The sequence below is a fragment of the Staphylococcus sp. GDX8P80P genome (assembly GCF_017893095.1).
Classification (GTDB): domain Bacteria; phylum Bacillota; class Bacilli; order Staphylococcales; family Staphylococcaceae; genus Staphylococcus; species Staphylococcus borealis.
In genome coordinates this window covers 1-26102 of the sequence record NZ_JAESMI010000129.1, presented here as the reverse complement: position 1 = coordinate 26102, position 26102 = coordinate 1, and the positions used below count along the sequence as shown (strand labels likewise).

The following is a 26102-nucleotide window of genomic DNA, read 5'->3' as shown; positions in this document are numbered from 1 at the left end:
AACAATATCATTTACATGTCGTGATATATCATTTGTGGGGATAAGAACTGAAGTTTCCATTGGTAGAGTAAGTTGAGTCATGTTATAATCTTTATACATAAGGCACCTCGTTAATTTAGTTTAGTGGTATTTATTAAATTATACGAAAGTGCCTTATTTTTTTAAAGTGTTTCAATGTAAAATTACATATAAATACAAAGTATTTTGGCGAGACTCTTGAGGGAACAGGACAAGCTGAAGACTACAGGCTGAAGCTGTCCCCTAAGAAAGCGAGCCAACAATACGAAGTATTGTAAATAAAGAAGCCAGTAAATGAATTTATAAAAAACTCATTTACTGGCTTTTTCTCTAGGAATTATGTCCCAGACTCTTCTTTATACAAATAATAATGGCTTAGTAACAATTGACCGATGGTTACTAAGCCATTTTTGTTTCTTATTTATTTAATTTTTCAATGATGTGATTTAATTCATCAATTTGTTTGATTGTCGTAGACGTTGATCCTGCGCTAAAGTACCATAGTTTAGGATCGAGTTCATAAACATTACCATGTTTAACGGCATTCACACCTTTAATTACATCATTAGATAACGTTTGTTTCGCGCTTGATTTACCACTCACAACTTGTCCTCTATCCATCGCTAGAATAATGTCAGGATTTTTAGTTGTAATATACTCATTATTAATATTTTGACCGTGTGGGCTAGCTTTAACATGCGTATCAGTCGGTTTAAAGCCTAGTGTATTATAAATTAAATCACCAAATCTACCACCTGGACCGAAAGTTGATAACTCACCTTCATTAACTAACAAGTACATCGTTTTCTTATCTATTTTTTCAACTTTTACTTTTGTATCTGCTATTTTTTTATCCAGTGCGTCATTTAAAGATTTTGCTTTATCTTCTTTACCATAAATTTTACCTAATTTTATTGTTACTGATTTCATATCATTAATATAATTTTTCTCGCTAGCACCAACATAAACAATTTTGGCGTTTGGCGCAGCTTTTTTCAATTCATCTATATTTTTCACTGTTGCTGTTCTTCCAGAAATATAAATCACTTCTGGTTTTGCTTTAGCTACTTTATCAAAATTAATTTGCATTAAATTACCCGTATTGATGTATTTCTCATCTTTAAATTCTGAAAGAAATTCAGGTAATGCCGCATTTTTCTCACCTTTAGGTAAACCAATAATTTGGTCTTGTACACCAAATGTTTTCAATACATCGACAGCGCCGTAATCAAAGACAATCGCACGCTTTGGATGCTTAGGAACATCCACAGTTTCTTTAACCTCTTTAGCGTCACTTTTATCTTTCTTCTCGCCTCGTGTCTTATAATTATTTTCTATTTGAACGAAGTCTTTGTTGTCATCTTTTTTTGTGGCACCATGATCGCTATCTGAACTTTTGCCACATGCCGTTAAAACTAAGGTAAGACTTAATACTAAAAACACAATTATTTTCTTCATCGTTGCAACATCCTCTTGTTGTCGTATTTAAGTGATAACGATTATCAATATCACTTAAAAATATATTACTTTATTATAAAATATTTTTCAATAAAAAGTTGCAAGCTATGCAGATTATGATATTGAAGTATAAGCTTTTTTTATACTTGATAGGACTAACTTATTTTCAAAATAAAAAAGTCAATGAATGTATTTGTTCACGCATTCACTGACTTTTAGCCTAAGCATTATATTTTAGATGCTTTGAAATGGCCTATTAATCTACGACTTCTTCTAATTCATCAATTTGTTTAATTGTAGTAGTAGATGAACCTGATGCAAAGTACCATAATTTTGGATCTAATTGATATACTTTGTCATTTTTAACTGCTTTAACATTTTTAATAACGTCGTTGCTTAATACTTTTTTGGCAGTAGATTCACCACCAACAACTTCACCACGGTCCATTGCTAAAATAACATCTGGATTGTGCTCACTGATGTATTCATTGTTAACATTTTGACCATGTGAACTATTGCTTACGTTTTTATCTGCTGGTTTGAAGCCTAATGTATCAAATACTAAACCACCAAATCTTCCACCAGGACCATAAGTTGATAATTCACCTTCGTTTACTAATAAATACATTACAGTTTTATCAAAGTTCTTAGTTTCATCTTTCATTTCAGCGATTTTTTCATCTAACTCTTTGTTGATGTCTTTAGCTTTATCTTCTTTGTTGTAAATTTTACCTAAGTTTTCAGTGTTTTTCTTCATGTCTTTAACTAGATTTTTCTCATCAGCACCAACGTAAACGATTTTAGCGTCTGGGGCTGCTTTTTTGAATTCATCTAAATTTTTCTGATTGGCAGTTCTTCCTGAAATGAATATTACTTCAGGTTTAGCGGCAGCTACTTTATCGAAATTCACTTCTTTAAGATTTCCAGTATTTACGTATTTATCATCTTTAAAGTCTTTTAGGAAATCTGGTAATGATTCATTATTTTCACCTTTTGGTAAACCTTTGACTTTATCTGCCACGCCTAATTCTTTAAGTACATCTAAAGCACCATAGTCTAAAACAATTGCATTTTTAGGATTTTTAGGAACTTCAACTGTGTTGCTCACTTTCTTAGCATCACTACCATCTCGTTCTTCACCTGAAGCTTCAAAATTATTTTTGATTTTTACAGTTTCTTTTGAATCTTTGCTATCACTTTTAGATCCTGAATCGTTACTACTTGATCCATTACTACAAGCTGATAAAACTAATACTAAAGATAATACTAAAAATAAGACTGTCTTTTTCATATGTACGACTCCTCTAAAAATTATTTAACCTTTATGCTGCGTATCGATGGACTTCTCTCTTGTCTACGTCTTCTAATAGCATCACCCCTTTAAAATATGAGGTTAAATGATTTAATTACAAAGTGAGTCAAATGTGATTTCATCGTAATACAGACAAATGCGTTGCCCTCTGATCTCTTCAATATGAACATCCATTTCATATAATTGCTTTAGAATCTCGGTCTGAATAACATTATCTCTTGTATCTGCTTTGACGATTTCACCATCTTTTAATGCGATGATATCGTCTGAATAACATGACGCAAAGTTTATGTCATGTAGAACAATGACAATTGTTTTGTTTAAGTCTTTACAAAGTCGGCGTAACGTTTGCATAATCTGCACAGAATGTTTCATATCTAGATTGTTTAACGGTTCATCTAATAAAATATAATCCGTATCTTGCGCAATAGTCATTGCAATATACGCACGTTGTCGTTGACCCCCAGATAACGTTTTAATATTTCGATGACGAATGTTTTGAAGTTGCAATAAATCTAGCGCATACTCAACTTGTTCATAATCTTCCTTCTTCATACGTCCTTTTGAATAAGGAAATCGACCAAAGTTTACTAATTGTTCAATCGTTATATTCATATCTGTATGATTCGTCTGTTTTAAAATGCTTAACTTTTTAGCTAAATCATCATTTTTATAATCATCGACTGCTTTACCTTCAATCTTTATTGAACCCTTTTCATACTCAAATAAGCGACTTACCGCAGATAATAAGGTACTTTTACCAGCGCCATTGGGTCCTATAAGAGAGGTGAGCCTACCTTTCTGAATATCAACATTAATATTTTTTAAAATTGGCTTATTCTGTATCGCTTTATCTAAATTTTTAATCTCAATCAATTTGCACTTCTCCTTTTGACAAGTAAGTAAATGAAGTAACTACCACCGATTAAATCAATGATTAAGCTAAACTCTGTTGTAGCTTCAAATAAATTTTCAACAACCCATTGTGCTAAAAATAAACTAATCCAGCTAATTAAAATGGTTGCTGGCAAAATATATTTGTGCTCATACGTCTTCATTAATTCATGTGCTAAATTTACAGTTAATAATCCTAAGAATGTAACCGGACCAACCAAAGCCGTTGAGATAGAGACCAATAAAGCCACTAATATAAGAAGTAAACGCGTCATTGTCTCATAAGATACACCTAAATTGATTGCTTGCGCTCTTCCAAGTAGTAATACATCTAAGTATGGACGCAATATCACTGTAATTACAATTAAAACAAGTAATAAGCATGTTGAAATAAGGACAAGTTTAGAGTTAGATGCCTCAAAACTTGCAAACATAGCACTTTGTACTGCTAAGAACGACTCAGGGTCCATAATCAACTGGATAAAACTCGTAATACTTCGGAAGAATGTCCCTAAAATCACACCTACGAGTAAAATAAAATATACTGAGAAGTTCCCTAATTTGAACATGCCTTCAAATAGCAATAATGAAAATAAGACCATAGCAATTAGCGTCACAAAAAAGTTCAAGTATACATTAGTGACAACTGCAGCTTGTGTACCTACTAAAAAGACTGGCAACACTTTTACAAATAAATAAACAGAATCCAATCCCATAATTGATGGTGTTAATAATCGGTTGGTTGTAATCGCTTGAAAGATAACAACTGATGCCCCAATCGCACCACCTACAATGAGGATAAGCACCAATTTTCTCAACCGACTTTGAAATTGATACTGAAAAATCTCATAGTCTAAACCTACTAATAAGTAAAATGCTGCCATGCAAATTGTCGCAATAATTAATATGGTAATTTTCTTGTTAGAACTAATTTGCATAATGCTTTCTACCTTTCATTAGTAATATTAGGAATATCACTGTTCCGAAGACACCAATAGTCAATCCGATATTAATTTCATAAGGATAGACAATCAATCTACCTACGATATCAGCGAACAATACAAATATTGATCCTAGCATGAGTGTATGTGGAAGTGCATTTTTTAAATGGTCACCTCTATACATCGAAATAATATTTGGTACAATCAGACCTAAAAATGGTAGCGTACCTACAGTAACAACCACTAATGCCGTCAGTGCAGCTGTAATGAACAATGCAATATTTATAATTTTTTCATAGCTAACACCCAAGTTATGGCTAAAATCTTTTCCCATACCAGCAATCGTAAAGTGATTTGCGAAGATAAACGCAATAATCAGTAGTGGCACAACAAGATAAAGGACTTCATAGCGTCCACTTGTTATAATTGCAAAGTTGCCATTCATCCAGTTGCCAATGCTTTGCAATGCGTTAGTTCTTAAGGCAATAAATGTCGTGAAACTGGATACAATACCACCAATCATAATTCCTAGTAATGGCACAAAGATAACTTCTTTAACACGAATTAAATTAATTAATTTCACAAATAAGAATGTCCCTGCCAAACTCAATCCAACCGCAAATAATAATTTAATTAATATATGACCTTTTTGGAAAAAAATAAGCGAAATTAAAATACCTAACTTAGCCCATTCCATTGTTCCTGCCGTAGTCGGACTTACAAATTTATTTTGCATCATCTGCTGCATAATTAATCCTGCTAATGCGAGTGAACTACCAGAAAGAAGAATACTAACTGTTCTAGGTATACGACTTGAAAACAAAATATTTTGCTGTTCTTCGTTTAAGTGGAAAATATCTGAAAGAGAGAGCTGACTCACCCCAACAAATAAGGAGACTATAGTTAAACATACTAATACGATAAGTAAAACATAACCCTTAAATAAAAACTTCACTATTTATTCTCCTCGTCTTGCTATATGTATTGAAATGATAGTCGTTATCAACGATAATGATTATCATTGTCGCTATAATCAATATTAAAGATTACTGACCTGAATTTCAATAGTAATTTGAAGATATATTCATATTTATACATGAATCGAAAGAAATAATGTAGATTGTACGAACCGAACACATAATAGATAACACGGTTAAGTTGTTTCATCATGATGGCCAACAATCAGACGTATCACAAACAAAAAGGGGCCGCGGCAAAGAGATTTTCAATATGAAAATCTACAAGCAAAGCACGTTGGGCAAGCAAGCCAACAATACGAAGTATTATAAATAAAGAAGCCAGTAAATGAATTTATAAAAAACTCATTTACTGGCATTTTTGCTAGGAATTATGTCCCAGCCGCTAACGTTTTGAGAACTAGGTCTCAGATGTTTTTTCATTTATATCATGTTGTTACTGATTAATCTTCAAAAATAAAATCTTCATCTTGTAATGCTTCTACATTTAACGCCAATGTGTAACCATCACCTTTTACTGAGAAGAAATCATGGTTTTTAGTTGAAGTATCTAAAGCGTTTTCAATGATAGGATTAAATTCTTTTTCCTCAAAATAAGGTTCGAAACCTAAATTTGATAAAGCTTTATTTCCGTTATATTGAACATAATTCAATACATCTTCACTTAAGCCGATATCATCATATAGCAAGTGTGTATAAGAGACTTCATTTGCATATAAATCCTCTAATAATTTATACATTTCTTTGTCTGCTTTTTGTTTTTCATTTTCAGAAAGTTCATTACGCAAACTTTGTGCATCTAGTCCTGTAAATACACCATGGATCGATTCGTCTAATAAAATCTTTCTAATGATCTCACCAGAAGTAGTCATTCTACCTTGTCCAGCTAGGTATAGAGGATAATAGAAACCAGAATAGAATAGGAATGTCTCTAAAAATACACTTGAAACTCTCGCAATATATTGATCATATATAGAGGCTTCTTTTCCCCACAATTTATGATAATTTTCGATAATTTTATCAGATTTATATTTTAAATGAGGCTCTTCAATAACCCAAGTATCTAGCAAATAGTTCGTTTCACTAGAAGGAAGTAAAGTTGTAAAAATATGTGAATAACTTTTCGCATGAATTTGTTCCATCATTGCCATAAATGAATACACTGCTTTTTTACGTAAGTCTGTTGTGTGTAACATAATCAACGGCATACCATCATCTGCTTGATGCGTATCCAATCCTGTTAATCCTGCTAATGCACGTTTAAATGTATTTTTCTCGTCTTCAGTTAGTGTCTTCCAACTTGCAATATCTTTTGATACTTTAAATTCTGTTTCTACCCACATTTGAGAAATATTCTGACGCCAAAACATATTCGTCATATCTTCTTGGGTATTCCAATTGACGGCCTTCATTTAAAAATCCTCCTTAATTACTAAAAAGCAAATCTCATTCGTTAAAGGGAAAGGAGGTCAATCAATTTGTCGTGTTGACCCTACAACCTTCCCCTATTTAATACTTTATTCTGTTAACTTCTAAAAATTAAATTGCACAACTTGTACATTCTTCAACGCTTAATAATTTATTACGCGTATAATATAGTGATTTAAGCCCTTTGTGATGCGCATAAACATATAATCTTGATAATTCACGTGTTGAAATTTCAGAATTCACATATAAGATTGTTGAAATACCTTGGTCCACGTGTGTTTGAATCGTAGCAATCAAATCGATGAGTTTCATTTGATCAGTATTGAAAGCTGATTTATAGTACCACATTGTCTCTGGAGACAAGAATGGCATTGGGTAAAATGTTTCAGCGTTTCCATACGTACGACGCTCAATTTGATCAACAATTGGCATAACTGAACTTGTTGCATTTTGTACATATGAAATACTTTGTGTAGGTGCAATCGCTAATCTATATGCATGATATAAACCATGTTGTTGCACTTGTTCTTGTAATGCTTTCCAATCATTAGCCGTTGGAATATCAATATGATCAAATAAACGTTTTACCTTTTCAAATTTAGGTTCAAAGTCTTGAGATGTATAGAAGTCAAAATATTTGCCACTAGCATAATCAGACTTATCAAAATCTTGATATACTTCACCACGTTCTTTAGCAATTTCCATTGAACGCTCAATTGAGTAGTAGTTCATCATCATGAAGAATATATTCGCAAAATCTTTAGCTTCTTCTGATTCATACCCTATTTTATTTTTAGCTAAATAACCATGTAAGTTCATAACACCGAGTCCAACTGAGTGTAACTCACTATTCGCTTTTCTAACGCCTGGTGCATTTTGGATATTAGCTTCATCACTAACTACAGTTAATGCATCCATTCCAGTATGAACAGAGTCTTTAATTTTACCTGTTTCCATGACATTAACGATATTTAATGAACCTAAGTTACAAGATATATCACGTTTGATTTCATCTTCAATACCATAATCGTTAATTACTGATGTTTCTTGTAACTGGAAGATTTCTGTACATAAATTACTCATTTTAATTTGACCAATATTTGAATTGGCATGCACTTTATTCGCATTATCTTTAAACATTAAATATGGATAGCCCGATTGTAATTGTGTTTGTGCAATCATATTCAACATTTCTCTTGCATCTTTTTTCTTCTTAACGATATTAGGGTTTGCTACCATATCGTCATAATATTTTTCTAAATCAATATCATCTAGTGTTACACCATATTCTTGTTTAACCGTATGTGGTGCAAACATATAGAAATCTTTGCCTTCTTTTGCTAAATCAAAGAATTTAGAAGGTACAATCAAACCAGTAGAAATTGTTGATAAACGCAAGTCTTCATCAGCGTTTACTTTTTTAGTGTCTAAGAATTCTTCAACATCATAATGGAAGATATTTAAATAGACAGCACCAGCACCTGGACGTTGACCGAGTTGATCCGCGTAGCTAAATCCACCCTCTAACGCTTTCGCTACAGGTAGCACACCTTTCGCTACACCTTTGATACCTTTAATAGCTTCACCACGGGCACGTAATTTAGATAGGTTGATTGCTACACCACCACCAATTTTACTTAGCTGTTTGGCAGTAGAATCAATGAAGTTGATAGAATTTAAGCTATCATCCACTTCTAACAAGAAACATGATACTAATTCACCACGACGTGCGCGTCCTGCATTTAAGAACGTTGGTGTCGCAGGTTGGTATCGTTGTTCAATCATTGCTAGAATAAATTGCTTTGCTTGTTGTTTGTTGCCGTCTGCTAAATAAAGTGCAACGATTGCGACGTGTTGATTATAATCTTCTAGATATTGTGATTTATCGTTAGTTTTTAACGCATAATCTTTATAGAACTTACTAGCAGACATGTAGCTTGCAAATTCAAAGTTGATTGATTTAGCAAATTCAGTGATTTCAACTAAGTCTGATTCGCTATATTTCTCGAAGACATTAAAATAAAAATTGTTATCTACGAGATAGTGTAATCGTTCAATCTCACTGTCAAAATAAATTGTTTTATCATGGATTTCTTCAAGATAAACCGCTAATGCTTCCTGATCCTTCTCTAAGTTAAAGAAACCATTATCTTTACGTTTCGTAACTTCATTATTTAGTTCAATATGATTGTACTTTTTCTCGTTCATCATTTTCATTGAAATGCCCCACCTTATTTTTAAATTCAATAACATCTTTATTAGAACCTTGTACTTCAAATTTCATTAATAGAGGTACATGATATGATTCGGAAATTGTTTTACCCGCTTTAGCAAAGTTTTGTCCCCAGTTTCGGTTACCACTTGCTGCAACTGCGCGTAAATTTTGATAATTAACATCTAAAAACGATTGTACTTCTTTAGGCACTTCACCAAATCCAATTGTTCCCGTAACTAAAATATAAGGTTCATCAAATGGATTTGTACAATTATCTTTAGTTATCTCCATTACATCTGAAATTTCACTTCGCTTGATAAATCTTCTTACATTACCAGAAAAAGAGAAATAAACTACTTTCATTGGAACGCCTTCTTTCGTCAGTCCATATTATTAACTAAAAAGAAGTTCTCTTAATTAAATAAGAAAACTTGCTAGACATTAAATACGACATATTTTAGACATTTATTTGGATGTCAACTAGCTGATGATCGTTATACTTAAAAGAAGTGACTTTCATTTTCAGCCACTACATGTAGTGTTTAGACTAAAATTTCGAGACTATTTCATCTATTAGCTCGTTCGTATAAATAGCATTGAATTAGGGATTTATACTTAAAACCCAGTGTGAAATTTCTATTAAAATGAATAATTTTTATAACACAAACTTTTTATACAACCACAACATGTTGTGGTTCATTTACAAATTCAATACTATATTCTGTGTTTCATTATACAGAATTGCTCTCTTAATTGAAAGTAACTATTTCGTGACAAAAGTTCGGAAAAACGTCTGAATGTGCATCACATCAAACTTAAATTGATACAAATATTTATTTTTGAATATTTAATGTGTTTTAGTTGCATTTTCACCAGCAATATAAATGATTGAATTGTCAGCGTTCTTGAAGACCAATTATTTAAACAATCAATGTATTTTGTACAATTATTCAAGTATATATTATATTTCACTCTAAAAACACGAATATAACATTTATAAAAAAATGGCATCTAACGTGTTTTTACCCAAACAGAACATTTGTTCGCATTTAAATCATATTACATCCCTATATTATTTTCAAGTATTTATGCATTACTAATTGAATTATGCTACTATATATACGGTAATTTTTTACAAATGAGGCGATTAACCTTGAATCCAAAAGTTAAGGGCATCATTGCAATTCTAATTTCAGCGATTGGTTTTAGTTTTATGTCTGTATTTTTCAGGCTTGCAGGAGACTTACCTGTATTTCAAAAATCATTAGCAAGAAATTTTGTTGCAATGTTTATCCCATTATTTTTCATATTTAAATATAAACAGCCTATGTTCGGGAAATTAAGTAGTCAACCTCTGTTAATTTCTCGCTCTACATTAGGACTTATAGGTGTTTTATTAAATATATATGCCATTGATCATATGGTATTAAGCGATGCAGATACGCTAATGAAACTTAATCCTTTTTGGACAATTTTACTTAGTTTAATTTTTCTAAATGAGAAAGTTCGTAAATATCAAATCGTTGCTATGATTGTAGCAATCTTTGGTATGTTATTTATCGTTAAACCTGAGTTTTCTTCAACAATGATTACGTCATTAGCCGGATTATTCTCAGGTATTTTCGCAGCCTCTGCATACACATGTGTTCGTGCACTTAGTACTAGAGAAGCACCTTATACTATCGTGTTTTATTTTTCATTATTTTCAGTTGTCGTTTTAATTCCGTTTTCAATTGCGACATATGAACCAATGACAACTATACAAATGGTTTACCTTTTAGGAGCGGGGCTTTCAGCAGCAGTTGGCCAAATTGGTATTACACTTGCCTATAGCTTTGCACCTGCGAAGGACATATCTATCTTTACGTATGCTTCAATTATTTTCACGGCAGTCTTCGGATTTATTCTGTTCGGAGAAACACCAGATTTCTATGCACTCATTGGTTATGTCATTATCATCGGCGCAAGCTATTATATGTTTGAAAAAGCGCGACGACAAACTGTACCAACGCAACACCAAACTAACACTAAGGAGTGATTCATATGACGCAAGGACGTCAAAAAGAAGAACTACAAGATATTACTTTATTAGGTAATCAAAACAATAAATATGAATTTGACTATACGCCAGAAGTTTTAGAAACATTTGACAATAAACATCAAGGGCGCGATTACTTTGTAAAATTTAATTGTCCTGAATTTACATCTCTCTGTCCTATTACAGGTCAACCCGATTTCGCTACCATCTATATTTCATATATTCCAAATGTTAAAATGGTAGAATCCAAATCATTAAAATTATACTTATTTAGTTTTAGAAATCATGGCGACTTCCACGAGGATTGCATGAATATTATTATGAACGATTTAATAGAGTTAATGGATCCACATTATATCGAAGTTTGGGGTAAATTCACGCCACGTGGTGGTATTTCTATCGATCCATATACAAATTATGGCCGCCCTAATTCTAAATATGAAAAAATGGCTGAGCATCGATTAATGAACCACGATTTATATCCAGAAAAAATAGATAATAGATAAAAGATTAATAAAATCCACTAAATTGTTTGACAATTTAGTGGATTTTTTCATTATTTGTGATAATTTATTTAAATTTACTATTGCCTATTAGTGAATTAAAGCGTATTTTATTATTATCATTTAAAATTACAAAAGAGTAAGATGATCTAAATAAAGCAACTTATTCTCATTCGATTTTAAATCATCAACTCATTGACTGAAATTTCTAAAAATTTCTATTTTTAAGAAATTACATTATTTTACATATCATCATCTTGATTATTAAATTTCAGTCTTTAAAGGGAAGAAAGGATTGGGATACATATGGCAACAAACAATTCCCATGAACAAGCAGTTCAAACAATACCTCAGCGTGGATTCTTCGGACATCCTAACGGCTTAGGTGTACTATTCTTTGTAGAATTTTGGGAGCGATTTAGTTATTACGGTATGCGCGCCATGCTCATTTTCTACATGTATGACCAAATTAAAAATGGCGGTCTAGGCATTGACCAAACGACTGCAATGTCTATTATGTCAGTTTACGGGGCATTAATTTACATGTCTTCAATTCCAGGTGCTTGGGTCGCAGATAGACTCTTCGGTACTAGAGGCGCGACCTTGATTGGTGCAGTACTGATTATTATTGGACATATTTGTTTAAGTTTACCATTCGCAATGTTTGGGTTATTTGCATCAATGTTCTTTATCATTATCGGTTCTGGTTTAATGAAACCAAATATTTCAAACATTGTTGGACGATTATACCCTGAGAATGATACACGTATGGATGCTGGGTTCGTTATATTCTATATGTCAGTTAACTTAGGCGCATTAATCTCACCAATTATCTTGCAACATTTCCTTGATGTGAAAAATTATCACGGCGGTTTCTTAATCGCAGCAATTGGTATGGCATTAGGTTTAGTATGGTATATGATTTTTAACAAGAAAAATTTAGGCTCTGTTGGTATGAATCCAACAAATCCACTTTCTCCTGAAGAAAAAAGAAAATATGGATTAATTGTTAGCTTAGTTGTAATCGTAATTGCTATTGTATTATTAGTTACATACTTTACTAATACATTATCATTTAACCTTATTAGTAATACTGTTTTAGTTCTAGGTATTGCATTACCAATTATTTACTTTACAACGATGATTCGTAGTAAAGAAGTTACAGATGTAGAACGTTCTCGCGTTAAAGCATTTATTCCATTATTCATTCTAGGAATGTTATTCTGGGGAATTCAAGAACAAGGTTCAAACGTTTTAAATATTTATGGATTAGAACGTTCTGATATGCAACTAAATTTATTTGGTTGGGAGACACAATTTGGTGAAGCATGGTTCCAATCAATTAACCCATTATTTATCCTACTCTTCGCACCAGTCGTTTCAACAATCTGGTTAAAAATGGGTAAAAGACAACCAAGCTTACCAGTCAAGTTTGGTATTGGTACCTTATTAGCAGGTGCTTCATATATTCTAATGGGACTTATCGGTATGAGTTATGGTGATTCACACTTCTCAGTAAACTGGGTTATCCTATCTTATGTAATCTGTGTGGTTGGTGAATTATGTTTATCACCTACAGGTAATAGTGCAGCAGTTAAATTAGCACCGAAAGCATTTAATGCGCAAATGATGAGTGTTTGGTTATTAACAAACGCATCTGCACAAGCACTTAATGGTACGTTAGTTAAATTAATTGAACCTTTAGGTCAAACGAATTACTTTATCTTCTTAGGTAGTGTAGCAATTGTCATTACTGTGATTATCTTAGCTTTCACACCGAAGATTTCTAAAGCAATGAAAGGTATTCATTAACCTTTTAGGCTATTTAAAAAACGTCCTAATGTTTAGGGATGCTCAAGCATATTCACAGTAACTGAGTGAACTAAGAAGTCATTTATATTCAGCTTTGCGCAACGTTAGTCATGCTTTTAGGGATGGAACAATGAATTCAAATTGAATTCTGTTCCATCCTTTTTCTTTGTGTGTCAACGTAAAAAGTGTAATCATAAAGACTTGAGCACTTGAAGTACGCAAATCATAATTAAGCAAACCTGATTTTGGGTAAATATAAGATAATTAAAGTAAATTACGAAAGTAGGCATTATTATGGATCAAACATTTAATCATGGGGTTCTTTTTTACCATGAACATAGTGGTCTAAAAGATATATATGACGGTTTAGGGGAAGTCACTAAATCGCTAACAACCATTTGTAAGCATTTATCCATTCAATTAAGTGAAAATGAAGGCGACATCATTAAATATTGTGAAGATATTAAAAATCAAAACTATAGCAGTGATGTGGATATTGTCTTCATATTAGGTGGCGATGGTACTGTTAATGAACTTATCAATGGTGTTATGACAAATCAACTCAACCTCCCTATCGGAATTATTCCTGGAGGGACATTTAATGACTTTACTAAAACATTAAATCTACATCCAGACTTCCGAAAAGCCAGTGAGCAGTTAAAGACTTCACATTTAGAATCGTATGATGTCATGAAAGTAAATGATACGTACGTACTCAATTTCGTTGGCTTAGGATTAATCGTTCAAAACGCTGAAAATGTCCAAGAAGGTCGTAAAGACATCTTCGGCAAGTTGAGCTATGTCGGTTCTACCGTTAAAACATTAATGAACCCTGAACATTTCGATTATAAATTAACTGTAGATGACAAAGAATATACAGGTAACACATCAATGCTTGTTGTTGCTAATGGCCCAAACATAGGCGGTAGTCGTATTCCACTTGTCGATTTATCTCCTCAAGATGGTAAAGTGAATAGCTTTATCTTTGATAAACAAAGTTTCACTATTCTTAATGACATCTTTAAGAAACGCGATAGTATGGATTGGAACGAAATTACAAACGGGATTGATCATATTGCTGGTGAGCATATTACATTATCCACGGATCCAATTATGAAAGTAGACATTGACGGTGAAATTAATTTAGAAACACCTATTTCTATTGAAGTTCTGCCAAAAGCAATTCAAATTCTAACTTTCCCAGAAAATGCTGAACAATAACTATTAATTCTATCAATATAAAAGCGATTAAGGTTAATGTCTCATTCATCATACCTTAATCGCTTATTTTTAATTATGCTTCAAGAAAGAATGCTTCCACACCTTTCCATCCATTAACACGTTTAAAGCGTTCTTCATTAACATTATGAGACGCAGTAAACATGATTGGTTCTCCTTCAAAGATTTGTAATTGTCGAGGATTATCATCAATGAGATAATCTGTTTTTACTATATTTTTACGACCGCAAAAGATAAATTGTTGAGGGTCTAAAAATGGGAAGAACTCAAGTAACCATTCATATTTATCATGAAATGATGTTGGTACATCCATCGCCGCTGTTGCAATGTAAACATCGTAATGTTCTGTTAATTTCTCAACTACCTCTTGTGCATGTGGCATTACCTTTAGATTTCTAAAAAAGCCTGGCGCTCTTAAAATATCACGCACTAATCCATCATGTTCCGGTATCACGTTTTTAAGCTTTTGACCATTGAGCGACTCAACCGTGATCCCTAATTCAGTTTTAACATTAACCGCTTCAATAATGGCACCTAATGTGTCTGCTAAGACTTCATCCATATCAATAGCTATAGATTTTCTAGACATAATATCTCTCCCTTAATCATCACCTATATACTGTTAAAGTATAGCAAAAATTCAAAAGAGAGTGGTACAGAATTCATATCGAATTGATTGTACCACTCTCTTGCTATATTTAAATTTATAGCACTATCAGAACTGATTCAATTATCTTGCATCGAAAGCTTAATCCGTTAGATTCGTCTTTAATAATCAAAGTGTTTCAATACTTCTATCATCTTGTCATTTTGTTCTGGGAATCCGATTGTAATACGGACACCAGTTGGAAATGGTCGTGTAATACAACCAACATTTAATAATGCTTCGTATAATTCTTGCGCTTTGTTTGTAACCACAAATACAAAGTTCGTTTGACTTGGTAAGAAATGTTTACTTTGCGGTATATCATAAAATTTCTGACGTTCGACAGCATTTTTAGCTGTAATCTCATTTAAATAGTCTTGATCTTCTAACGCTGCAATGGCTGCATATTCTGAAATACGAGTGACATTAAATGGTGGACGAATGATGTTCCATTTTTCAATTGCTTCATTCGTAGCAACAACATAACCTACACGTAATCCTGCTAAGCCATAAGCTTTAGAGAACGTTCTTAATAAAAATGCATTATCAAAACGTTCTTGCAATTTCAATGTATCAGGATAATCATTTGCCGTAACGAACTCGAAGTATGCTTCATCAATCAATACTGGTACGTGACTAGGCACTTGTTCTAAAAAGTGTTCTAGTTCATCATGAGTGAAATACGTTCCAGTTGGGTTGTTAGGATTACATAACCATACTAAGGCTGTATCTTCATCTACTTCTTTTATAATCCCATCTAAATCAAAGCCACCATCTTTCAATGGTACTTGGACAACATCAGCTGACTCTACAATCGCGTTGTGATAGTACTGACCAAATGTTGCTTCACTCGTTACGATCTTATCACCCGGTGTTAATACCGCTCTTGAAATCATCAAGATAACTTCATCTAACCCAGCACCAAATAGAATTCTAGATGCATCCACATTCAAGTGCTCACTAATCGCTTTGCGTAGTGATGGCGACCCAGTTTCCGGGTAGTAGAATAATTCATCTACGTGCGCTTGAACTGCTTCTTTTGCTTTTGGAGAAGGGCCATATAAATTCTCATTTGAGGCAAGTTTATATAGGTCCCCTTCAATGCCATGTTTTTCTTTAAGTGCTTGTGGTGATAAACCTGGTTGATACGCTGTTAATTGATTTAATTGTTGTTTCATTGCCAACCACTCCTTTTCATAAATATAAAATGTTTATTCAATCATAAACGATGTTGCCTTACACAATATCAAATTGCAGGACTGCTATCGTATCTTAATGTACGCCATTCATTGCTTTTTTAACAATTGGAGAAATCGCAACTAAGATAACACCAATGAGAAGTGTAAACAATCCAGAATATAAGAAGAATTCTTTTTCACTAATAATTTTAAATAGGACAACAATTTGACTATTGATACTTTGTGCAGTCGCGTTACTTAACATCCATAGTGCCATCATCTGTGCTGAGAATTTTGCAGGTGCTAATTTAGACGTTACTGATAACCCAACTGGTGAAATACATAATTCTCCCAATGTGATTAAGAAGAAACTTAACACCAACCAAATAGGATGAATCATTTGAACATGACTACTTAACGGTATAATCATGACTAAATAAGATAACCCAGCGAAAATTGCACCTAGTGCAAATTTGTATACTGTACTTGGATTATGCTTACCTAATTTCGTCGATATACTAGCAAAGATAGGTGCTAATATTATGATAAATACCGGGTTAATCGACTGGAACCAGGCTGCTGGTATATGAAAATCGAGAACACCATTTGTCAGTTTAGCCAAACTTAGTTCTGTCTTCTGATCTGCAAAGTTAGCTAAAACTGTTGAACCTTGTTCTTGAATCATCCAGAATGCAACAGATGTAATAAATAACGGTATGTAACTATAAATTCTTGAACGCTCTTCTTTACGCGTCTTATGACTTGATAACATATAAACAAAAATACAAATCGGTAAAACGATACCTACGAATGTAACAATCATACTAAAACTAGATAGGCTTAATTGTCCAGTAAATTGCAAGATAAGTAGGATAATTGCGAAAATTAACACGATAATACCAGTAATAATTGATAACCTTTTGATTTCTTCTTTGCGAAGCGGATTAGGCACACTTAAACCAGCTAATCCTAAGTTCTTTTTATTGGTAATATAGTATGTCACTAATCCTACGAACATACCTACTGCAGCTACAGCGAAACCATAGTGAAATCCTAGTCTTGTTTGTAAATATCCTGTCGCAAATGGTGCTAAAAAACTACCTAGGTTAATACCCATATAAAAAATAGTAAATGCTGCATCTAAACGTCTGTCATTATGGTCATATAATTCTCCAACGGTAGTTGAGATATTAGGTTTCAATAAACCTGTACCAATAATAAGCAGTAATAATGCAATCATAACTACGGTTAAACTACCCGGTATCGTCAACAGAATATGTCCAAACATAATAAGTATGCCACCATAAAACAGAGCATGACGTGTGCCAATCATTCTGTCTGCGATCCAACCTCCGATGGTACCAGACATATAGATAAGTGCACCGTATAACGATACAATTTGTAGTGCTGTCCCTTGTGGTAAACCAAAGCCACCTTTACTAACAGAATAGTACAGATAATAAGCTAAAATGGCTTTCATACCATAGTAACTGAATCGCTCCCAAAATTCAGTAAAGAATAGTGTACTTAAACCTTTAGGATGACCGAAAAATCCTTTTTGAGGTACACTCTCCACTATTTCTTGTCTAGAATAGTTCTTTGTATTCATTTTCTCCCCCCTAAAACCATACACGCTAATTTTGTGTATTTATTCATTAGTGTAAATAAAATTAAATCAGATTACAATTGTCTATACGAAATTCTCACTAAAAAAAAGAAGCAGGACAGAAATTGAAATCAATTCGTTGTCCCGCTCCCTGAGCATCATTTGTACTATGAGAAACTTAATGTTAGCGTTTTTCAGTCTAGCAATCATCAAAGGCACTTTTATCAAGTAGCCTTAAAATAAGCGGTGTGTCAATCGCTATACACTTCTTTTATTTGACTAAACCTTCTTGTTCAAGATAATGTTTTGCAACCTTATAAGGATCTTCATTTTTTACGGTAACTTTATAATTCATTTCTTGCATCTCTTCATCTGAAATTTTACCTTTTAACTTATTCAATGGTTTTTTAATTTCAGGATGTTCTTTTAAGAATTTCTCTTTAAACATCGGTGCACCTTGATATGGTGGGAAGACATGCTTATCATCCTTTAAAACGACCATATCATATTGTTTTAATTCCGCATCGGTTGAATACGCATCAATTAAATTGATATCGCCTTTTTCGACTGCAGTATATCGTAATTTTGGCTCCATTTTTTTAATATTTGATAAATCGAGTCCATAAGCTTTAGACACAGCTTTGTAGCCATCAGGACGGTCGTTAAATTCCATCGTAAATCCTGGTTTAAGTTTGTCCTCGACTTTTTGTAAATCACCTATCGTTTTAATATTATTCTCTTTAGCGAAATCCTTTTTTACTGCTAACGCATACGTGTTGTTGTACTTCATAGGTTCTAACATGGTCATGTCATATTTTTTCTCTAAACTTTGTTTAGCTTGTTGATATACAGCAGTTTCTTTTTTAGATTTTAAATCTTCTTTCGTTAATTCTCCTAACACTGTACCTGTAAATTCTAAATAACCATCTATATCATCTGATTTCAAAGCATTGAAGAGGAAGGATGTTTTCCCCATACCATCTTTAACATCAACTGTATTGTCTGTTTCATCTTCAATTAAAATTTTATACATATTTGTAATAATTGAAGGTTCTGAACCTAATTTACCTGCAAGCGTAATTGTGTCCCCTTTTTTCCCGAAAAGTGGTACAACAATGACCAATAATATAATAAGGATCATCACTCCAACAGTGATTAATAATTTCTTGTAAGACAATTTCTCCATATATCGCAATATCAAATCAAACATAATAGCGAGTAATGCAGCAGGAATCGCACCAATAAGAATGAGTGATGCGTTATTACGGTCAATACCTAATAAGATTAAATCACCAAGTCCGCCTGCACCAATTAATGCAGCTAAAGTTGCTGTACCGATAATTAATACCATTGCTGTACGAATACCGGCCATCATCACTGGCATAGCAATAGGTAACTCAACTCTCGTTAATCGACGCACCGGTTTCATACCTATACCTTTAGCAGCTTCAATGAGTGATGGATCGACTTCTTTAATGCCTGTATATGTATTTCTTAAAATTGGTAACAAGGCATACACAACTAACGCGATAATTGCAGGAAGTCGACCAATACCAAAGGTTGGAATCATCAAGCCTAATAATGCTAAAGATGGAATAGTTTGTAATATTGCCGCTAAATTCATGATGACTTCAGACAAACGCTTCGTTTTCGTTAAAGCAATCCCTAGTGGAACAGCGATTAAGATCGCGATTAATAATGCGATAAATGATATTTGAATATGTTCTACAATAGTTGTAAATACTTCGCCTTTACGGTCGTTGAGGGTACTCAATAAGTTACTCATACTTTACCCTCCTTATCGTAGTCATCTTGAGATAAAAATTTAAAGACATCTTCACGCTTTAAGAGAGACTGCGTAGAAGTTGATGCATCATTCACAATCACCGCTTCATGCTGTGCTAATTTCGAATAAATTGAACGTAATTGGACATCACTATTGATGATTGGGTAATCGTGTTGCGTTTCTGTCTCTGTGAGCGGTGTTGTAATCTTTAAGTCTTTCAACTGCAATGTTTCTTGATTTTGATCTAAATGACTTCCCATAAATTCTTCTACAAATGCATTTTTAGGTTGATCTCGAAACGCTTGCGGTGTATCAATTTGTTCAACACGGCCATTGTTGAGTAAGCAAATACGATCGCCTAACTTCATAGCTTCTTGTATATCATGTGTGACGAACACGATTGTCTTCTTTATTTGTGTTTGTAATGTTATTAAATCATCCTGTAGCTTCTCACGACTTATCGGGTCCAATGCGCTGAACGGCTCATCCATCAATATGACTGGAGGATCTGCAGCTAATGCTCTGATTACCCCAACTCTTTGTCGTTGGCCACCTGATAATTCATCTGGTTTACGATCACGATATTTTTCTGGTTCTAAACCAACCATTGTAAGTAATTCGTCTACACGTCGATCTATATCTTTGTCTTTCCATTTTTTCATCTGTGGCACTTGTGCAATATTTTCTTTAATTGTCATATGCGGGAAAAGTGCAATTTGTTGTAACACATATCCAATGTCCCATCGCATTTCATAAACGGGATAATCGCTAATGGGCTTATCTTTGAAATAAATATAGCCTTCACTTAACGGAATTAGTCTGTTAATCATTTTCAAAGTGGTCGTTTTTCCACACCCAGATGGGCCGATGAGTACAAAGAACTCTCCTTCATTGATTTTGAAACTCACATTATCGACAGCTACATTATCGCCATAACGTTTGGTTACGTTTTTAAATTCAATCATTTAGTCACCTTCATTTAATCTACCTATTTAAAATGTTTGCATTCTTATTCCCTATTTAAACATGTTTAATGATGAATTCATATTAAATTAGTCATATTATTGTAATTACATCCAAAAAATATAGCATAACAATATAAATAAAAAATAAAGAGAGTAGGATAGAATGTTTTGTGCATTCATTATCCCACTCTCAAGTAAATTGGACTGTCTTTTCAATTTAGCTAGTTGCTATGCATTGGCTCAGGCGCCTCATAACATTGTTTGTTCTAGGTTCTCCTAATATATTTAGATGTTGCGTTTATATACTGGCTTTATAAGAGTGAATAGTTTCTAAGAATTTCGGACAATAATGTTTTAGCTTGTAACTACCAACACCATCAATAGATATCATTTCTTGCTTAGATTCCGGCTTACGTTTAGCAAATTCTTCTAAGGTATAATCTGAAAAGATACTTACCGGCGCGATATTTAATTTCTCACTTAATTTACGACGTACTTCAACCAATTCACTGTATAATGCACGATCGACACCTTCAACTGTATTGATATAAACCTTCTCTTTAGATTTTTGTTTAAATGGTGTCGTAAATACCTTAATTTCATCATTAAGTAGCTTTTTAACACTTTCATCACATATCAATATTTCATCAAATTCGTTTAAAAATCCTTTAAAGCGCAATTCGTCTATTAAATGACTTAATTCTGAAGTAGTATAATCTTTCATTAAGCCGTGTGTCGTCAACTTATCATAGTCATTATACTTAATATAATCACTTGTTTCTCCACGCAAGACTTGAATGATCACACTATAACTTTCTTTTTGACGCATACGTGCAATACAACTAATAATCATTTTAGCTTCTTGTGTCATATCATATGTTTTATTTTGTTGAATACAACTACTACATTGACCACACTCTTCTAGCTTTTCATTGGGTTCAAAGTAATGAACGACTGTTGCTTCGAGACATTTTTTTGTTTTTGTGTATTGAATCATTTTAGTAAGTTTTTCACCCATTTTATCTTTGTAGTCCTCATCGGCCTGTGACACCGTAATAAAGTATTCATGTAAACCTTTATCACGCTCACTAAATAAAAGGATGCATTCACTTTCTAATCCATCACGCCCTGCACGGCCTGCCTCTTGATAATATGATTCCAGATCACCGGGCATATTGTAGTGTATGACGTATCTAACATTTGATTTGTCTATCCCCATACCAAACGCATTTGTCGCAATAACAACTTTAACTTTGTCATAGACAAATTCATTTTGAGCTGTCTCACGTTCTTTATTTGTTAAACCTGCATGATAAATAGCAGAAGAAACATTTATAACGTCAAGCGCTTCTTGTAACTCTTCAACTTGTTTACGTGTAGAACAATAGATTATACCCGCTTGTTCTTTATGCTTTTGCACATAGTCTACGACAAATTTTTGACGTTGATACGTAGGATTCACTTTAAAAATTAGGTTACGGCGTTTTGTACTCGTTTTTACTTCATCGTGCCTATCGATGTTTAACTTTTCCATAATATCTTGTTGCACTTCTGCAGTTGCTGTTGCCGTCAGTGCGACAATTGTAAAGTTTTGGGGTAATGTGAATACTTTCTTAATCACACTTTGATAGCTAGGTCTAAAATCATGACCCCATTTAGATATACAATGGGCTTCATCAAATGCGATAAGATGAATAGTAATACGACTTAATAAACTTAAAAAATATTGATTATCAAAACGTTCTGGTGCCACATATAAAAATTGAATATGACCCTTCATTAAATCATTTTCAATGTCTTTTTGTTGTTTCTTGGTTAAACTACTATTTAAATAGGCGGCTTTAATTCCCATAGCCTTAAGCTGATCGACTTGGTCTTTCATTAAAGAGATTAATGGACTAATGACAATCGTCGTTCCGCCCAACATTAAACCAGGCACTTGATAACAGATTGATTTCCCACCACCTGTAGGTAATACACCTAACACATTATGATGATTCATTATTTTAGTTATGATTTCTTTTTGCCCCGTTCTAAACTTCTCATAGCCAAAATAATGCGATAATGTTGCTTCCATACTTTACATTCCCCTTATTGCTCTTTTAGTTCTTCTAATTCACTCCATCTCGTGATGTCTGTTTCATATGTTAGCTCTAATTGTTCTTTCTCTTCATTTAATTCTTTGATTTTGGCATAATCAGCACTAGCCGCAATCATCTCTTCATCGATTTCTTCTAAACGTGTTTCTGTTTGATCAATACGTTCCATCAATGACTCATATTCACGTTTTTCTTTATATGATAAGCCAGATTTTTTTCGAACAGTTGTCTTTTGTTTCGGCTGTTGCGCTTGTTTCTCTAATGTCGCAATTTTATCTTGCTCTTTCTTGTATGCCTCATAATCTTCAAACGTTCCTACGATACGTTCCATTTTCCCGTCATGAATATACCAGTATGCTTGAGCAACTTTATTTAAGAAATAACGATCATGACTCACAGTGATAACTGAACCACCAAACGTACTAATGTAATCTTCCAAAATGGTTAATGTTTCAGTATCAAGGTCGTTCGTTGGCTCATCCAACAACAATACATTAGGTTGATGTACGAGCAAACGTAGTAAATATAAACGCTTTTGTTCTCCACCCGATAATTTGTAAATTTTCTTACCATGCGTTGCACTTGGGAATAAGAATCGTTCAAGTAATTGTGTTACAGAAATGGATGTGCCATCCTTTTCTTTAGCCACTTCACTTTCTTCTCTCAAGTAATCAATCATACGTATGTCTCTATCTAACGTTTCTTCTGTTTGTTTGAAGTAGGCTACTTTTACAGTCTGACCAATTTTAAGCGTGCCTGTATAATCATTATCTTCTCCACTTAAAATATTTAATAATGTCGTTTTCCCAGCACCATTCGGACCAACAATACCAATACGCTGACCGCTTTGAATGATTTCTGTAATATCTTCAAACAACGTTTTACCATTCATTTGCTTAGATACGTGTTCCAGTTCATACACTTGCTTACCTAATCTTGAATATGCCAAGTTAAGTTGACCCTTATCTTGGGCATGATGGCCTTGAACTTCTGATTCCAAATCATTAAAACGATTGATACGCGCTTGTTGTTTTGTCGTTCTTGCCTTAGCACCAGCTCTCATCCACGCTAATTCCTGTTTATATAAAGCCTTTTGTTTATCTTGTTGCTTTTGTTCGATTATTTCATTTTCAGCTCGCATTGCGATGTAATCTTCATAATTACCCGGATACGATTTTAGTTTACCTCGATCTAGCTCAATGATTCTACTCGCGATTTCATTTAAAAAGTAACGATCATGCGTTACAAATAAAACAGTATGAGGATATTGTTTGATGTAATTGATTAGCCATGTAATGGATTCAAAATCAAGGTGGTTCGTTGGCTCGTCTAGTAACAATAAATCAGGTTGTTCTATTAACGTCTTAGCTAGTACGACTCGCTTTTGTTGGCCACCAGACAACTCACTTATCTTTTTAGTCGTATCGTGAATACCTAGTTTAGATAAGATCGTTTTGATTTCTGCATTATAATCCCATGCATGATGTCGATCCATAGCTTCTTGCGCTTCCATCATTTTTTGAAAATACGTATCATCCTGGTGCTGTGTGTAATTTGTTACGGCTTCTTCGTAAGCTTTAATAATTCGAAGTGTTGTTGTATCAGAGCTAAGTACAGCTTGGAAGACCGTCATAGTGCCATCTAAATCTTGTTTTTGAGAAGAATAACGTATACGATATTGATTAGGATGTGTAATATCAGCTGTAAAATCATCGTCTAGATTGCCAATCACTTTAAGTAATGTACTTTTACCAGTACCATTAATTCCTACTAGTCCTATTTTTTCATGTTCAGAAATAGATAGGTTTAAATCATCGAAAATGATTTTATCCGCATATGATTTATTTAAGTGTTCTATTTTATACGCTTCCATGCTTCTACTTCCTTTTCCAAATCGAAATATCGAATTTTTAAATATTTTTTGATAAGCTTAAATCAGTTCTATATATTATACACCTTTTTAAGGTTAAATGATACAAGGAGACAAGAGTTATGATTGACTTTTTCGAAAGTTTACCGCCCTATTTACAGGCACTTATAGCCGGTATTATTACGTGGCTACTCACTGCATTGGGTGCGGCTGCTGTGTTTGTATTCAAATCCGTTAATGAACGCATATTAACTTCAATGCAGGGCTTTGCTGCTGGGATTATGATTGCCGCCAGTTTCTGGTCATTATTACAACCTTCAATTGAATATGGTAAAGATGGTAGTTTACCTGCCTGGTTACCTGCTGCAATTGGTTTTTTATTTGGTGGCATCTTCATACGTGCCCTCGATTCAGTTATCCCCCATTTACACCAAAGAATTGGAGATAAAAGTCAATACCGTGAAGGTGTAAAAACGTCATTAAGTAAGAATACACTCTTAGTACTTGCCATTACGTTACATAATATTCCAGAAGGTCTATCAATCGGTGTTGCTTTTGGTGGTATCGCGACTGGTAATAGCCAAGCAACATTTCTAGGTGCTTTGGGCTTAGCAATAGGGATTGGGATTCAAAATATTCCAGAAGGTGCAGCATTATCTATGCCAATCAGAGCTGCTGGCGCATCTCGTTGGAAAGCCTTTAATTACGGCCAAGCTTCTGCAATTGTTGAACCCATTTTTGCTACGATTGGTGCGGCGTTAATATTAGTGATTACGCCTGTGTTACCATATGCTTTAGCTTTTGCAGCTGGCGCTATGATATTCGTTGTTGTCGAAGAGCTCATACCTGACTCACAATCTGGTAATAATACAGATTTGGCAACATTAAGTTTAATGTTAGGCTTTACTATTATGATGATTTTAGACGTTGCGCTTGGCTAATTGATGTAAATAGCATAAATATTTAAATTATATTGTTCTATATTTCGTTAATACCACTAGTGATAACGGGTATCTAAATTATGTAGTATGTTACAAATTAATCATGAAACAACGTCTAGAAAGTTAAGTTTTAGATAAAAAAGCAAATTCTATTGGGTACTGAACCCCTTAAATGG

20 protein-coding genes are annotated in these 26102 nt (G+C 33.5%); 5 read left to right on the top strand and 15 right to left on the bottom strand.

Annotated elements, in window-relative coordinates; genetic code table 11:
• Nucleotides 1–435: 435 nt before the first annotated feature.
• From KA858_RS10825 to nrdI, 8 genes are all read right to left on the bottom strand, one after another.
• Nucleotides 436–1476, bottom strand: coding sequence for a ferrated catecholamine ABC transporter substrate-binding lipoprotein SstD (locus tag KA858_RS10825; RefSeq protein ID WP_210135681.1), 1041 nt, complete (start codon nucleotides 1474–1476; stop codon nucleotides 436–438).
• A 256-nt stretch (nucleotides 1477–1732) separates the two neighbouring features.
• The gene (locus KA858_RS10820) at nucleotides 1733–2767 is read right to left on the bottom strand and encodes a ferrated catecholamine ABC transporter substrate-binding lipoprotein SstD (protein WP_070854857.1); all 1035 of its coding nucleotides are present in this window, start codon (nucleotides 2765–2767) and stop codon (nucleotides 1733–1735) included.
• Nucleotides 2768–2878: 111 nt separating this feature from the next.
• Nucleotides 2879–3664, bottom strand: coding sequence for an iron ABC transporter ATP-binding protein (locus KA858_RS10815; protein ID WP_210135680.1), 786 nt, complete (start codon nucleotides 3662–3664; stop codon nucleotides 2879–2881).
• Nucleotides 3661–4620, bottom strand: a complete 960-nt coding sequence (locus KA858_RS10810) for an iron chelate uptake ABC transporter family permease subunit (protein WP_053029943.1) — start codon at nucleotides 4618–4620, stop codon at nucleotides 3661–3663. Before KA858_RS10810 ends, KA858_RS10815 begins: the two co-directional genes overlap by 4 nt.
• On the bottom strand, nucleotides 4610–5578 hold the full coding sequence (locus tag KA858_RS10805; RefSeq protein WP_210135679.1) for an ABC transporter permease: 969 nt from the start codon (nucleotides 5576–5578) through the stop codon (nucleotides 4610–4612). The genes KA858_RS10810 and KA858_RS10805 overlap by 11 nt, the downstream gene beginning before the upstream one ends.
• A 465-nt stretch (nucleotides 5579–6043) precedes the next feature.
• On the bottom strand, nucleotides 6044–7012 hold the full coding sequence (gene nrdF / locus KA858_RS10800; RefSeq protein WP_053029945.1) for a class 1b ribonucleoside-diphosphate reductase subunit beta: 969 nt from the start codon (nucleotides 7010–7012) through the stop codon (nucleotides 6044–6046).
• A gap of 127 nt (nucleotides 7013–7139) precedes the next feature.
• A complete protein-coding gene (gene nrdE, locus KA858_RS10795; protein ID WP_107629650.1) occupies nucleotides 7140–9245 on the bottom strand; it encodes a class 1b ribonucleoside-diphosphate reductase subunit alpha in 2106 nt (701 codons plus the stop codon).
• The gene (gene nrdI, locus KA858_RS10790; RefSeq protein WP_210135678.1) at nucleotides 9208–9606 is read right to left on the bottom strand and encodes a class Ib ribonucleoside-diphosphate reductase assembly flavoprotein NrdI; all 399 of its coding nucleotides are present in this window, start codon (nucleotides 9604–9606) and stop codon (nucleotides 9208–9210) included. The genes nrdE and nrdI overlap by 38 nt, the downstream gene beginning before the upstream one ends.
• 790 nt (nucleotides 9607–10396) lie before the next feature.
• Between nrdI and KA858_RS10785 the strand changes: the two genes are divergently transcribed.
• From KA858_RS10785 to KA858_RS10770, 4 genes are all read left to right on the top strand, one after another.
• Nucleotides 10397–11281: a DMT family transporter gene (locus KA858_RS10785; RefSeq protein WP_053029948.1), complete on the top strand. Its 885-nt coding sequence runs from the start codon at nucleotides 10397–10399 to the stop codon at nucleotides 11279–11281.
• 5 nt (nucleotides 11282–11286) lie between these two features.
• Nucleotides 11287–11787: a preQ(1) synthase gene (queF, locus tag KA858_RS10780; RefSeq protein WP_053029949.1), complete on the top strand. Its 501-nt coding sequence runs from the start codon at nucleotides 11287–11289 to the stop codon at nucleotides 11785–11787.
• Nucleotides 11788–12090: 303 nt separating this feature from the next.
• Nucleotides 12091–13596, top strand: coding sequence for an S-Cys-Gly-3M3SH uptake peptide MFS transporter (locus tag KA858_RS10775; protein WP_210135677.1), 1506 nt, complete (start codon nucleotides 12091–12093; stop codon nucleotides 13594–13596).
• A 294-nt stretch (nucleotides 13597–13890) separates the two neighbouring features.
• Nucleotides 13891–14817, top strand: a complete 927-nt coding sequence (locus tag KA858_RS10770; protein WP_107629648.1) for a diacylglycerol/lipid kinase family protein — start codon at nucleotides 13891–13893, stop codon at nucleotides 14815–14817.
• 73 nt (nucleotides 14818–14890) lie between these two features.
• On the opposite strand, the gene KA858_RS10765 is transcribed toward KA858_RS10770, so the two are convergent.
• The 7 genes from KA858_RS10765 to KA858_RS10735 all read right to left on the bottom strand — a co-directional run bounded on the left by KA858_RS10765 (nucleotide 14891) and on the right by KA858_RS10735 (nucleotide 24988).
• Nucleotides 14891–15424 carry a 5' nucleotidase, NT5C type gene (locus KA858_RS10765; RefSeq protein WP_210135676.1) on the bottom strand — a complete coding sequence of 178 codons (534 nt, stop codon included), beginning with the start codon at nucleotides 15422–15424 and terminating at the stop codon, nucleotides 14891–14893.
• Between the two features lie 179 nt (nucleotides 15425–15603).
• Nucleotides 15604–16659, bottom strand: a complete 1056-nt coding sequence (gene hisC, locus KA858_RS10760) for a histidinol-phosphate transaminase (protein WP_107629647.1) — start codon at nucleotides 16657–16659, stop codon at nucleotides 15604–15606.
• A 94-nt stretch (nucleotides 16660–16753) separates the two neighbouring features.
• Nucleotides 16754–18268 carry a peptide MFS transporter gene (locus KA858_RS10755; RefSeq protein ID WP_210135675.1) on the bottom strand — a complete coding sequence of 505 codons (1515 nt, stop codon included), beginning with the start codon at nucleotides 18266–18268 and terminating at the stop codon, nucleotides 16754–16756.
• A 268-nt stretch (nucleotides 18269–18536) separates the two neighbouring features.
• Nucleotides 18537–20051 carry an ABC transporter permease/substrate-binding protein gene (locus KA858_RS10750; RefSeq protein ID WP_210135674.1) on the bottom strand — a complete coding sequence of 505 codons (1515 nt, stop codon included), beginning with the start codon at nucleotides 20049–20051 and terminating at the stop codon, nucleotides 18537–18539.
• Nucleotides 20048–21016: an ABC transporter ATP-binding protein gene (locus KA858_RS10745; RefSeq protein WP_210135673.1), complete on the bottom strand. Its 969-nt coding sequence runs from the start codon at nucleotides 21014–21016 to the stop codon at nucleotides 20048–20050. The genes KA858_RS10750 and KA858_RS10745 overlap by 4 nt, the downstream gene beginning before the upstream one ends.
• A gap of 298 nt (nucleotides 21017–21314) precedes the next feature.
• Complete coding sequence (gene recQ, locus KA858_RS10740) at nucleotides 21315–23093, bottom strand: DNA helicase RecQ (RefSeq protein ID WP_210135672.1); 1779 nt, start codon at nucleotides 23091–23093, stop codon at nucleotides 21315–21317.
• A gap of 14 nt (nucleotides 23094–23107) precedes the next feature.
• Nucleotides 23108–24988, bottom strand: coding sequence for an ABC-F family ATP-binding cassette domain-containing protein (locus tag KA858_RS10735; RefSeq protein ID WP_210135671.1), 1881 nt, complete (start codon nucleotides 24986–24988; stop codon nucleotides 23108–23110).
• Between the two features lie 119 nt (nucleotides 24989–25107).
• Here KA858_RS10735 and KA858_RS10730 point away from each other — a divergent pair, with 119 nt between their 5' ends.
• Entirely contained in the window at nucleotides 25108–25926 is an 819-nt protein-coding gene (locus tag KA858_RS10730; protein ID WP_053029959.1) for a ZIP family metal transporter, read from the top strand.
• Nucleotides 25927–26102 lie beyond the last annotated feature (176 nt).

Coding starts and splice junctions, on each gene's coding strand:
- KA858_RS10825 (WP_210135681.1), bottom strand. CDS start 1,476: ATGAAGAAAATAATTGTGTTTTTAGTATTAAGTCTTACCTTAGTTTTA.
- KA858_RS10820 (WP_070854857.1), bottom strand. CDS start 2,767: ATGAAAAAGACAGTCTTATTTTTAGTATTATCTTTAGTATTAGTTTTA.
- KA858_RS10810 (WP_053029943.1), bottom strand. CDS start 4,620: ATGCAAATTAGTTCTAACAAGAAAATTACCATATTAATTATTGCGACA.
- nrdF (WP_053029945.1), bottom strand. CDS start 7,012: ATGAAGGCCGTCAATTGGAATACCCAAGAAGATATGACGAATATGTTT.
- nrdE (WP_107629650.1), bottom strand. CDS start 9,245: ATGAAAATGATGAACGAGAAAAAGTACAATCATATTGAACTAAATAAT.
- nrdI (WP_210135678.1), bottom strand. CDS start 9,606: ATGAAAGTAGTTTATTTCTCTTTTTCTGGTAATGTAAGAAGATTTATC.
- queF (WP_053029949.1), top strand. CDS start 11,287: ATGACGCAAGGACGTCAAAAAGAAGAACTACAAGATATTACTTTATTA.
- KA858_RS10775 (WP_210135677.1), top strand. CDS start 12,091: ATGGCAACAAACAATTCCCATGAACAAGCAGTTCAAACAATACCTCAG.
- KA858_RS10770 (WP_107629648.1), top strand. CDS start 13,891: ATGGATCAAACATTTAATCATGGGGTTCTTTTTTACCATGAACATAGT.
- KA858_RS10765 (WP_210135676.1), bottom strand. CDS start 15,424: ATGTCTAGAAAATCTATAGCTATTGATATGGATGAAGTCTTAGCAGAC.
- hisC (WP_107629647.1), bottom strand. CDS start 16,659: ATGAAACAACAATTAAATCAATTAACAGCGTATCAACCAGGTTTATCA.
- KA858_RS10755 (WP_210135675.1), bottom strand. CDS start 18,268: ATGAATACAAAGAACTATTCTAGACAAGAAATAGTGGAGAGTGTACCT.
- KA858_RS10750 (WP_210135674.1), bottom strand. CDS start 20,051: ATGAGTAACTTATTGAGTACCCTCAACGACCGTAAAGGCGAAGTATTT.
- KA858_RS10745 (WP_210135673.1), bottom strand. CDS start 21,016: ATGATTGAATTTAAAAACGTAACCAAACGTTATGGCGATAATGTAGCT.
- recQ (WP_210135672.1), bottom strand. CDS start 23,093: ATGGAAGCAACATTATCGCATTATTTTGGCTATGAGAAGTTTAGAACG.
- KA858_RS10735 (WP_210135671.1), bottom strand. CDS start 24,988: ATGGAAGCGTATAAAATAGAACACTTAAATAAATCATATGCGGATAAA.
- KA858_RS10730 (WP_053029959.1), top strand. CDS start 25,108: ATGATTGACTTTTTCGAAAGTTTACCGCCCTATTTACAGGCACTTATA.